This is a genomic window from Candidatus Korarchaeota archaeon NZ13-K, assembly GCA_003344655.1.
Taxonomy (GTDB): domain Archaea; phylum Korarchaeota; class Korarchaeia; order Korarchaeales; family Korarchaeaceae; genus Korarchaeum.
The window spans coordinates 1-10,037 of record MAIU01000038.1; the positions used below are offsets into that span (position 1 = coordinate 1).

General features: G+C 56.4%; 11 protein-coding genes. 9 read left to right on the forward strand and 2 right to left on the reverse strand.

Annotation, left to right across the window (positions count from 1 at the left end):
- Together BA066_04945 and BA066_04950 are read left to right on the forward strand one after the other, a co-directional pair.
- The coding region (locus tag BA066_04945) for an NAD(P)/FAD-dependent oxidoreductase (protein RDD53329.1) at nt 1-679 on the forward strand (679 nt) is incomplete at its 5' end.
- A 196-nt stretch (nt 680-875) separates the two neighbouring features.
- Nucleotides 876-2,246, forward strand: a complete 1,371-nt coding sequence (locus tag BA066_04950) for an aminotransferase class III-fold pyridoxal phosphate-dependent enzyme (GenBank protein ID RDD53338.1) — start codon at nt 876-878, stop codon at nt 2,244-2,246.
- Nucleotides 2,247-2,249: 3 nt separating this feature from the next.
- Here the strand turns inward: BA066_04950 and BA066_04955 are convergent, their stop codons facing one another.
- Complete coding sequence (locus BA066_04955) at nt 2,250-3,023, reverse strand: hypothetical protein (protein ID RDD53330.1); 774 nt, start codon at nt 3,021-3,023, stop codon at nt 2,250-2,252.
- Nucleotides 3,023-3,649, reverse strand: coding sequence for a hypothetical protein (locus tag BA066_04960; GenBank protein ID RDD53331.1), 627 nt, complete (start codon nt 3,647-3,649; stop codon nt 3,023-3,025). Before BA066_04960 ends, BA066_04955 begins: the two co-directional genes overlap by 1 nt.
- Nucleotides 3,650-3,985: 336 nt before the next feature.
- Between BA066_04960 and BA066_04965 the strand changes: the two genes are divergently transcribed.
- The 7 genes from BA066_04965 to BA066_04995 all read left to right on the forward strand — a co-directional run.
- Complete coding sequence (locus BA066_04965) at nt 3,986-4,945, forward strand: phosphoesterase (GenBank protein ID RDD53332.1); 960 nt, start codon at nt 3,986-3,988, stop codon at nt 4,943-4,945.
- A gap of 2 nt (nt 4,946-4,947) precedes the next feature.
- Nucleotides 4,948-5,784, forward strand: coding sequence for a hypothetical protein (locus tag BA066_04970; GenBank protein RDD53333.1), 837 nt, complete (start codon nt 4,948-4,950; stop codon nt 5,782-5,784).
- Nucleotides 5,785-5,923: 139 nt separating this feature from the next.
- Nucleotides 5,924-6,133, forward strand: coding sequence for a hypothetical protein (locus tag BA066_04975; GenBank protein ID RDD53334.1), 210 nt, complete (start codon nt 5,924-5,926; stop codon nt 6,131-6,133).
- A 10-nt stretch (nt 6,134-6,143) separates the two neighbouring features.
- Nucleotides 6,144-6,920 carry a hypothetical protein gene (locus BA066_04980; protein RDD53335.1) on the forward strand — a complete coding sequence of 259 codons (777 nt, stop codon included), beginning with the start codon at nt 6,144-6,146 and terminating at the stop codon, nt 6,918-6,920.
- Between the two features lie 16 nt (nt 6,921-6,936).
- Nucleotides 6,937-8,655, forward strand: a complete 1,719-nt coding sequence (locus BA066_04985; protein ID RDD53336.1) for an ATP-binding cassette domain-containing protein — start codon at nt 6,937-6,939, stop codon at nt 8,653-8,655.
- Nucleotides 8,652-9,512, forward strand: a complete 861-nt coding sequence (locus BA066_04990) for an energy-coupling factor transporter transmembrane protein EcfT (GenBank protein ID RDD53337.1) — start codon at nt 8,652-8,654, stop codon at nt 9,510-9,512. The genes BA066_04985 and BA066_04990 overlap by 4 nt, the downstream gene beginning before the upstream one ends.
- A gap of 1 nt (nt 9,513) precedes the next feature.
- Nucleotides 9,514-10,037: aminotransferase class I/II-fold pyridoxal phosphate-dependent enzyme (locus tag BA066_04995; protein ID RDD53339.1), on the forward strand; the 524-nt coding region annotated here is incomplete at its 3' end.

Here is a 10,037-nt window from a genome sequence, read left to right on the forward strand (position 1 = left end):
CGATAAGATACTGGTGGAGGGCGGGAGGGTCAGGGGTGTGAGGGTCGGGGACAAGGTCTTCAGGAGCCCGATCGTCGTCTCGAATGCTAATGCGAGGACGACGTTCTTGGAGCTCGTAGGGGAGGAGCACCTAAGCAAGGAGTTCATTGAGTACATAAAAGGCTTGAAGATGTCTCCATCCTGCTTCATGGTGTTCCTGGGGCTTGATGAGGATCTCTCGGGTTATCCGACGATCATCGAGGACCTGGATGGGGGCTGTAGCATCGTCGTGAACTCGAACGCGGATCCGAGTCTGGCCCCTGAGGGCAAGGCGAGCGTAACGATACTGACGGGCGCTAGCTACAATGACTTCCCGGAGAGGGGAACGGCTGAATACTTGAAAATGAAGGAGGAGTTAGCCGAGATGATCATCAGGAAGGTGGAGAGGGTTATCCCGAACATCAGCGAGAGTATAGTCGTCAGGGATGCGGCAACACCTAGGACATTCGAGAGGTACACTTCAATGCCGGAGGGAGCCATATATTCCTTCGATCAATCGATCCGCACGAGGAGACCGTACTTCAAGACCCCCATAAGGGGCCTATACCTGGTCGGCGCCTCCACCTTCCCGGGAGGGGGGATAGAGGCTGTCGTGATCTCCGGGATCATCTGCGCGAGGGATATATGCGGCTGGAGCTGAGGAAGGGGCCAGCGGATTCATCCCCCGAACCGATGCGCTGGAGGGTGCTGACCTGAGCTTCTTCACGAGGATGTCCGCAGAGCCATTATTGGACCTAACTCAGTAAAAAATTTGTAAATCTGGTGGTGGACCGAATGCTGTGCTTGGCGATAGGAACATTTTTAAAGAATTCTGGCGGCGATTGCATATGTCCCACATGAGGTTGGACAAGGTCCCGGCCTCCGAGCTGGAGCTTTTTAAGAGCAGGACACCCAGGTCCGCTAGGATATTCGAGGAGGTAAGTGGGCTGGTCCCCTTCGGCGTCAACTCCAACTACAGGTACGCTGATCCCTACCCGATTTACATGAGCAGGGCCAAGGGAAGCAGGATCTGGGACGCGGATGGGAACGAGTACATAGACTTCAACATGGCCTTCGGGGCCCTAGGCACCGGACACAGCCACCCCAGGCTGGTTGAGGCCGTTAGGGAGAAGATCGAGGAGGGAACCATATTCGGATTCGAGTTCGAGGAGATGCTCGAGCTCGCGAAGCTGATAAGGTCCAGGTTCAAGGTTGACATGATGAAGTTCTCCTCAACGGGGCTGGAGGCCACATTCCACGCCATAAGGATAGCGAGGGCATTCACTGGGAGGAAGAAGATAGTGAAGTTCGAGGGGTGCTATCACGGCAGCCACGACTTCCTGTTGGTCAGCGTGAAGCCCTCCAGGTACAGGGCCGGGCATCCTCTCGCCCCCAACCAGGTCCCTGGCTCCCAGGGCGTGCTTGAGGATGTCGTCAAGCACACCCTAGTTGCCCAGTTCAACAACCTGGAGAGCGTTGAGAGGATAATGAGGGCGCATGGGAACGATGTGGCAGCGATAATACTTGAGCCCATAGCCATGAACATGGGCTTCGTCCCACCAAAGCCGGGCTTCCTCGAGGGGCTGAGGAGCATATGCGACGAGTACAACTGCCTCCTAATATTCGATGAGATAAAGACGGGTGGGAAGTTCTACTCAGGTGCCGCTGGCCACTTCGGGGTGAGGCCAGACCTCATGACCCTGGGGAAGGCGATAGCTGGGGGTTTCCCACTCTCAGTAGTTGCCGGGAGGAAGGAGGTGATGCAGAGCATAGTTCCAGGGGTTGTGGCTCACGCTGGGACTTTCAACGCGAACCCAGTCTCGATAAGGGCGGGCCTGGTCACCCTGAGGGACATACTGACGGAAAGCGCCCTTGCTCAGGCCAGCAGGCTGGGAGAGGAGCTGGCCAGGGGTTACCTGGACATAATAAGGGATGAGGGGATAGAGGCGACCGTGCAGTACATAGGGGTCAGCGGATCGATGGTCTTCGCTAAGGAGGAGGTGGTCGACTGGAGGAGCTTCCAGAAGGTTGACGTCGGAAAGTGGTGGCTGTTCATGATAGCCATGATGAACAGGGGAGTGATCCCGAACTACGGTCCGGACGAGCAGTGGACCGTATCGACGCAGCACACGAAGGAGGACGTTGAGACGGCACTGGAGAAGTTCAAGGAAGTGGCCAAGATAATAAAGAAGGTTGAGATCGAGCTACCGCTCGTTGAGGCCGTCTGATCCTCATGTGAGAGGGGGACCCCTCCGGGTCTCCCCCCTAGCGTACCTCGGCTCCCCGGGCCAAACGGGGACCTCGGCCCTCCTCTCCCCCTCAGGCGTGGTTAGCACCACGTTGACCTTGGAACCGAAGGAGATGTCCCTCCCGATGAAGCTGAACGTGTAAGGGAAGAAGAAGGTGACGTCCTGCACAGTCGTCGGATCATGGGGGAGAGTGACCTCGGCCATCAGCCTCCCTCCCTCACTCCTTATCACGCCATCGGAGAGGTGGTACCTGACCTCCCTCCTCTCCCCCTTATAGGAGAGCCACTCCTCGGCCTCCAGCTCCACCAGGGCTTTTTTGGGGTCCACCGGCTCCCTCAGGATGGCCCTGATCACCTCATCCGACCTATAGTACTCCTTATCGAACTCTATCCAGGGTTCAATCCTGGGGGAGGGTCTCCCCGGGAAGACCTTGAGCCTGACCTCCTTCCTCGGGTAGAAGAACCTCCCCCCCATCCTGGGTCTCCCGAACAGGAGGCTCCACCTGACCCTGTTGGCCCTCCCGCTCACTGAGGGAGGCAGCTCCCCCGGGTAGGTTATCTCGAAGTGACCCGGCCTGAGTACGTGATCCTGCCTGTATATAGTGAAGGTCTTAGCTATTGTCTCGGCACCCGGGAAGAGGATGGATGAGAGTATCACGAATAGCCTCGCGTTTATCGGGGATTCACCCCTTATCTCCCCTCTTATAGGATCACCCAATCTGAGAACGCTCCTCTCCAGGATTATCGAGAGGCTCATCAGACATCGACCTCCGCCAGGTGGTAATCCCTCAGCCATCCGGGCCCCTTCAGAAATCTTAGGCCGCTGTAATCGTCCTTGAAGAGGTGAAGCCTCAGCTTCCTCGGGCTCATCCCCATCTCCTTCATCCTCTCCCTCAGGGAATTTATAAGCTCTTGCGCAAATTCTTTTAAGAAATCGTCCTTCCCCCTCTGGTTCCTCATCTCCCTCTCGTAGAACTCGAGTATCTTGACCAGCGAGAACCACCTGAGCACGAGGGAGATCAGCAGTATGGAGCTGGAAGTCCAAAGAATTGCTTCAGCAAGCTGAGAACCGTAGAACAGGAGGCCTATCGAGAGTAAGAAGCCCAGCAAGGAGATCCTCAAGAGAAACCTCACTAGCATGTAAATAGATGACCATTTCCTCGCTTCCTTGCTCCTAGCTGGAAGATTTATTATGAAGTCCACCGTCTTCTTGTACCTCTTCCTTGTGCTGGCGTCCAGCAGGCTGGCGAGGTGGGGAGAGAGCTCGCTCATGACCCTCTCAACCTTCCTGAGGTCGACGTTCCTGCCGACGCGGTAGGAGTCGGTGGCCTCTATGAGGAAGGCCATCTTCTCGAGCAGGGATTTATCCTCCCTTCCTACCATGAGCGATCCTTGATTGCGCTAGCTGGAAAATTTAAAAGGCCGAGAGAACTCCCCCGGGGAGGATCAACTCCCCGGCTGCGTTGAGGTCGGGCGGAGGCTGGGAGGAAGTAGCCCATGCTGGAAAACCTCCAATTCAAATACCTCGCTTGGAACCCTGAGCAATTGGATCATCTCGCTTAATCGCTCCTAAGAGCTCAAGGGATAGCGAGGAGACCGGAGAGGGTCTCGCGGCTCAATTTTGTTTAATTTTATTATAATTGTCCCCTCTTTCGATAATATCTTTACCCCAAGGGCAAAGCTTATTAGCTCGGGGACCGCCCTGCCCCGGGTGTTGCAATGACCGTGCGTATGTTCTTCGCGGCCGACATTCACGGGAACACCGTGGTCTGGAGGAAGTGGTTGAACGCGGTCAACGTTTACAGGGCCAACGTGATAATACTTGCGGGAGACCTGACGGGCAAGGCGATAGTCCCGATATTCGACAAGGGAGACCATTATGAGGCTGAGATAGTGGGTAGGAAGTACTACGCGAGGAGCAGCGAGGAGCTGAAGGAGCTGATGGACAGGATAGAGAGCTTCTCATATTACTACGCTGTGCTCACTCCTGAGGAGATACAAGAGATCGCAGCGGACCCGAAGAAGCAGGAGGAGCTATTCAAGAAGCTGATGATAGAGAGGATAGCCAAGTGGCTCGATCTCCTCATAGAGAAGGTGGATGTGCGGAACGTCACCTCCATAGTGATGCCCGGGAACGATGATGAGCAGTACATAGATGAGACGATAAAGAGCTACGAGGACAGGGGGATAATATACCCGCTCGACAAGACCGTCGAGCTTAACTACGGTTACCAGATAGTGAGTCACGAGTACGTCAACCCGACACCCTGGAACACCCCCAGGGAGGCCCCAGAGGACAAGCTCGAGAAGATGCTCAAGGAGAAGATAGAGAGGTCCGGCATAAAGGACTTCTCCAAGGCCCTATTCAACTTCCACTGCCCTCCTGTTGACACAAAGCTCGACCTGGCGCCCAAGCTGGACAAGAACCTGAAGCCCGTCTACGTGGGCGGCAAGCCCGTGCTGGTGCACGTTGGCTCCAAGGCCGTCAGGAAGGTGATCGAGAAGTATCAGCCCCTGATGGGGCTTCACGGTCACATACATGAGAGTTACGCGAGCGACAAGATAGGGAAGACCGTGGTGGTCAACCCCGGGAGCGAGTACAGCGAGGGCCTGCTCAGGGGGTTCGTCATAGAGCTCGAGCCGGAAGGCCTGAAGAACTACTGGAAGATAGAGGGTTGAATATGGGGCACGAGGGCATTCACTTCGTCGAGATAGATCCTGAGGAGTTCGTTAAGGAGTGCAAGAGCATAATAGATAAGCTGGAGGGGAGGGGGGTCATAGCGAGGATACTCGGCGCCATGGCTGTCTACATACACACGGAAGGGGATCGGAGGGCGAGGGAGATACACAGCACCAGGTTCGGTGCCGGGGTGCCCATGTTCACAGACCTGGACCTGATGGCTTACAAGAAGCAGGCCAAGAGGCTCAAGGAGGTGTTCGAGAGGGAGCTGGGGTTCCTCCCGGACAGGATGATCAACGTGCTCTTCAGCGATAGGAGGCTCATATACTACCATCCCGAGGGCAAGTTCCACGTAGACGTCTTCTTCAACAAGCTCGAGTTCTGTCATGACGTCTTCTTCGGGGAGGAGCCGGGGAAGGGCAGGCTTGAGCTCTCGAAGTACGTGATAACCGCGACGGACGTCGTGCTGGAGAAGCTCCAGATACACGAGATAAATCCCAAGGACTTGGTCGACCTGATAGTGCTCTTCCTGACGCACGAGCTGGCTGAGGAGGAGGGAGAGAGGAAGATAAATGCTAAGTACATAGCTAAGGTCCTCGCCGACGACTGGGGGTTCTGGTACGATGCGGTTGAGAATCTGAAGAAGGTGAAGTTCTACGCGGATCAGATGGTGAGGGAGGGGAGGCTGAAGGAGGGCGAGAGGGACCTGGTGGTCAGGCGAGTGGACGATCTCCTCAGGATAATAGATGAGGAGCCTAAGACCAAGAACTGGATGAAGAGGGCCAAGAAGGGGACCAGCGAGAAGTGGTGGAGGGATGTGGACGAGATAGTGAGGTGAGTCCCCACCCTCATGAATCCGCCTCGCCCTGAGAAATATGATAAAATTCTTTTACAATCCCTCATCCTAACCACTTTGATGATCAATTCGAATCGCAAGCTATATAAGTGAGCGGCCGGCATTAGGGAGGTGCCTGTGCATGAGTCAGAAGGCGCCGAAAATCCTTTTGTATTACGTGGGAATCCTCCTGATAATAGCGGGCATCATAGCCGTACTGGGGCAGATCTACAACATCTACGTGCTCCCCCCCAAGAAGCAGATCCCCACGGACCTCTTCAACTACACGATCGCCGGCCTACTTATACTAGGGATAATCTTCACGATCTTCGGGAGGGTTAAGGGGAGTTAGGGGTGAGGTCATGGAGAGCGAGACTTTTGCTCCTGAGAGAAGGGCTCCAGTCTCTTGGATAGCCCTATACTCGGCCCTGCTCGGAGCCACGAGCGTGATACCGATATTCCCGTACGTCGGTGGCGGGGGCTACTGGCCGCTCTCCCTGCCCCTGGCGGCGATAGCTCCCTTCATCCTGGGGCTCCCCGCGGCCACCCTGAGCGCTTTCATAGGCGGTCTCATAGGTTGGGTCCTCTCCCCGGCCGCTTATCCTCTGGGCATAGTGGATGTGATACTGACCGGCACCATGCCGGCCATAGCGGTCGGTCTCGTGATGAACGCCAACAAGATGAAGTACTACGTGATACTCATGCTCCTTTACATAAGTCAGGCCATAACAATAAACCTGGTACCTTACTACATCCCGGGACCGGCCGGGGGGTTCGATGAGGCTCCCCAACCGCTCTACTTCCTCCTGTTCGTTCCGACATGGTTACCCTGGATAGTCGTGCTGCTCACGCCGATAGGCTTCAGGACCCTGCCCAGGATGATAAGGGAGAGCGTGGGGGCGAGGAGGTTCGCTGCCATGTACTTCACGGTGCTCATCGGGATGTTCCTCTGGTGGATGCCATGGGAGTATCCTTACTGGTACGTATACAAGTACCCCGTGACGCTCACCATAGCCACCGTCAGCGTCTACCTCATATGGATACCGATCTTCTGCGTGATAATCACGATAATAGCGATCCCGATAATCGAGGGACTTAAGAGGAGCGGATTGCCCAAGGTGGCTGGGGCCATATGGTAGGGGGAAGATCCTCATCATGTCAGAGAGAGTCATTGAGCTCGAAGACGTCACATTCACGTATCCTGATGGCACAATAGCCCTAAAAAACCTATCTTTTTTCTTAAAAAGGGGAGAAGTGGTCGCGGTTGTGGGTGAGAACGGGGCCGGCAAGACCACCCTCTGCTACCTCCTCTCGGGAGTCATCCCTCACATATACGGGGGGACCATAAGGGGAAGGGTGAGCGTAGCCGGCGTCCAGCCCAAGGATCTGCCCATGAGGGAGCTCTCCAAGAAGGTCTCAATAGTTCTCCAGGATCCGGACTCCCAGATATTCTCGCCCACGGTCTTCATGGAGGTCGCCTTCGGTCCCAGCAACCTGGGTCTAAGCAAGGCGGAGATCCTTGAGAGCGTCAGGTGGGCGCTTGAGGTGACGGGGCTGAGCGGTCTCGAGGAGAGGTCCCCGGATGAGCTCTCCGGTGGACAGAAACAGAGGCTCGTGCTGGCCTCTGTTCTAGCCATGAGGTCCGAGGTGCTCGTGCTGGACGAGCCAACATCGCAGCTGGACCCTGTCGGGGTCAGGGAGGTGATGGGGACGCTGAGGGAGCTCAAGGAAAGGGGTGCGACCATGGTGATAACCACGCATCAGACGGAGGAGATAGCGGAGATAGCGGACAGGGTGATCGTGCTGAAGGAGGGCAGGATGCTCGCCATGGGGAGGCCCAAGGAGATATTCTCTAACGTGGAGCTCATGGAACACGCCGGGGTGAAGGCCCCAGATGTGGCGATCCTCGCGGAGAGGATCAGGAGGGAAAAGGGGGTTGAGCTGGACGGGGATATCCCGATAAATGAGTTCGAGGCCAGGGATATCCTCAGCAGGCTGCTGTCCAGGGGGAGGATCAGGGTATCCGGGGGAATCCGGCTGGAGCCCAGGGGGAGGAGGGAGGTCGTGATAGAGGTTAAGGGGGTACACTACGAGTACCCCGGGGGCGTGAAGGCCCTGAATGGTGTTGATCTGACCATTCACGAGGGTGACTTCCTGGGCGTGATAGGGATGAACGGCTCCGGCAAGTCCACCCTCGTCAAGACCATGATAGGCCTGCTGAGGCCGCAGAGGGGGAGCGTGCTCTTCAGGGGAGAGGACATCTCTAAGTTCACTGTCGGGGAGCTGGCCAGGAGGATAGGGCTGATACTTCAGAACCCGGACTACCAGCTCTTCACGATCTCGGCGCTGGAGGAGGTCATGTTCGGCCTCAGGAACATAGGGGTGAAGGGTGAGGAGGCAAGAAAAAGAGCTCTTGAGATCCTGGAGCTAGTGGGATTGAAGGAAAAAGCAGATTATTTTCCATTCAAGCTCAGTTTTGGGGAGAGGAGATTGCTGGCTGCCGCGGCGACCCTCGCGCTGGATCCTGAGGTCGTCATACTCGATGAGCCCACCACCGCCCAGGACTATAGGGGGAGGTACCTGCTGGCCGACCTCGCCAAGGAGCTCCATGCTAGGGGGAAGACGATAATAATGATAACGCACGACATGGACCTGATAGCCAGGTACGCTAACAGAGTGATCGTCATGGCTGGCGGCAAAATAATACTGGATGACGACCCTCACGTCGTCTTCAACAGGGTCGAGGAGCTAAGGGAGGCCGGGGTCATGCCACCCCAGATAACGAGGCTGGCAATTTCGCTGAGCGAGGAGGGGGTCCCGAGCGAGGTGATAAAGGTGGATGAGTTCCTCAGCCTGATCGAGGTGATGAGATGACCTTCAAGTACGTTGAGAAGGACACCCTGATGCACAGGCTCCATCCCGTGACTAAGGCCTCACTGCTGCTGGCCGCCCTCCTGTTGGCGCTCCTTTTCACCTACGATTACTCAGTGATACCCCTCCTCATCGTCCTAGCCTTCGAGCTGGTCCTCTGGAGGGCGGCCCGGATAGAGTTCTGGAGGGTGGCCCTAGTGATAAAGGTGCTCATGGGCATATTCCTCTTCTTCATAGTGGTGCAGGGGTTCCTCTACAGGGGAGGGGTGACCCCCCTGTTCGCCGTGGGGCACTTCAAGCTTTGGGAGAAGGATATAGGGGAGTTCACGCTGGAAGGGTTGCTTTACGGCCTCTTCATATCCGTGAAGATACTGGTGGTCGTCATAGCCGCTATAATATTCGTGATGACGACATCGATAACCAAGATGTCGGCGCTGGCCCACAGCCTGAGACTCCCCTACAGCTTCTCCTTCACGCTCCTCGCCGGCCTGAGGTTCGCTCCCCTCATATTCAAGTCCTTCTCCGACATAAAGGACGCTCAGAAGCTGAGGGCCTTCGATATAGACAGGATGAACATGATAGTGAGGGCCTTCAGGGCTTACGTGCCCATCCTCACCCCCCTCATACTCAACATGCTCAGGAGGGGGATGGAGCTACAGATATCGATAGAGTCGAGGGGATACGGGGCCACGAAGAACCCAACACAGCTAGAGGAACTCTCCATGAGAGCTAGTGACTACCTCATGCTCATCATAATCTTGGCAGTGTTCTCGCTCTCGCTCTACTTGAACTACACGATCGCACCTGGCGCCTACTCGAGCTTCCTCGAGCTCCTCAGGGGGATGCTCGGGAGGGGTTGAGCTGGTCCTGGACGTCACCGACATATTCAGGATATGCTCGGAGAGGCAGAGGGAAGGGAGGAGGGTCATAAACGCCCACATAGGGACCCCAAGCCACTCCCCACCCTTGAGCGTCAGGGAGCTTCTCAGGAATGTGGGGGAGGTGGGCAGGAGCTACCTGCCGTTCGAGGGCATGAGGGAGACCAGGGAGAGGATATCGAGGTTCGCCAGAAGGTTCCTGGGAAGGGATCTGGATCCCGATAGGATCTTCGTCACTAACGGCGGGGCCCAGGCCCTTACCTCCGTTCTCATGGTGCTCAGGAGGAGGAAAATCCTCCTGCCCGCTCCCGGCTTCACCCAGTACTTCGACAACGCGAGGATCATGGGGCTGGAGTTCAGGACGTACGATCCCACCTCGGAGGACATAGTGGGCGAGGTCCTGAGGAATCTTGGGAGCGCTGGCGCCGTCCTCATAAACTACCCAAACAATCCGACGGGTTACGTCCAGGGGAACGACGCGATGGAGGAGCTCTGGGATGAGCTGAG

Excerpts from the sequence above, each read along its gene's own strand:
- BA066_04985 (RDD53336.1), top strand. The coding sequence starts at position 6,937 with ATGTCAGAGAGAGTCATTGAGCTCGAAGACGTCACATTCACGTATCCT.
- BA066_04970 (RDD53333.1), top strand. The coding sequence starts at position 4,948 with ATGGGGCACGAGGGCATTCACTTCGTCGAGATAGATCCTGAGGAGTTC.
- BA066_04990 (RDD53337.1), top strand. The coding sequence starts at position 8,652 with ATGACCTTCAAGTACGTTGAGAAGGACACCCTGATGCACAGGCTCCAT.
- BA066_04960 (RDD53331.1), bottom strand. The coding sequence starts at position 3,649 with ATGGTAGGAAGGGAGGATAAATCCCTGCTCGAGAAGATGGCCTTCCTC.
- BA066_04950 (RDD53338.1), top strand. The coding sequence starts at position 876 with ATGAGGTTGGACAAGGTCCCGGCCTCCGAGCTGGAGCTTTTTAAGAGC.
- BA066_04965 (RDD53332.1), top strand. The coding sequence starts at position 3,986 with ATGACCGTGCGTATGTTCTTCGCGGCCGACATTCACGGGAACACCGTG.
- BA066_04975 (RDD53334.1), top strand. The coding sequence starts at position 5,924 with ATGAGTCAGAAGGCGCCGAAAATCCTTTTGTATTACGTGGGAATCCTC.
- BA066_04980 (RDD53335.1), top strand. The coding sequence starts at position 6,144 with ATGGAGAGCGAGACTTTTGCTCCTGAGAGAAGGGCTCCAGTCTCTTGG.
- BA066_04955 (RDD53330.1), bottom strand. The coding sequence starts at position 3,023 with ATGAGCCTCTCGATAATCCTGGAGAGGAGCGTTCTCAGATTGGGTGAT.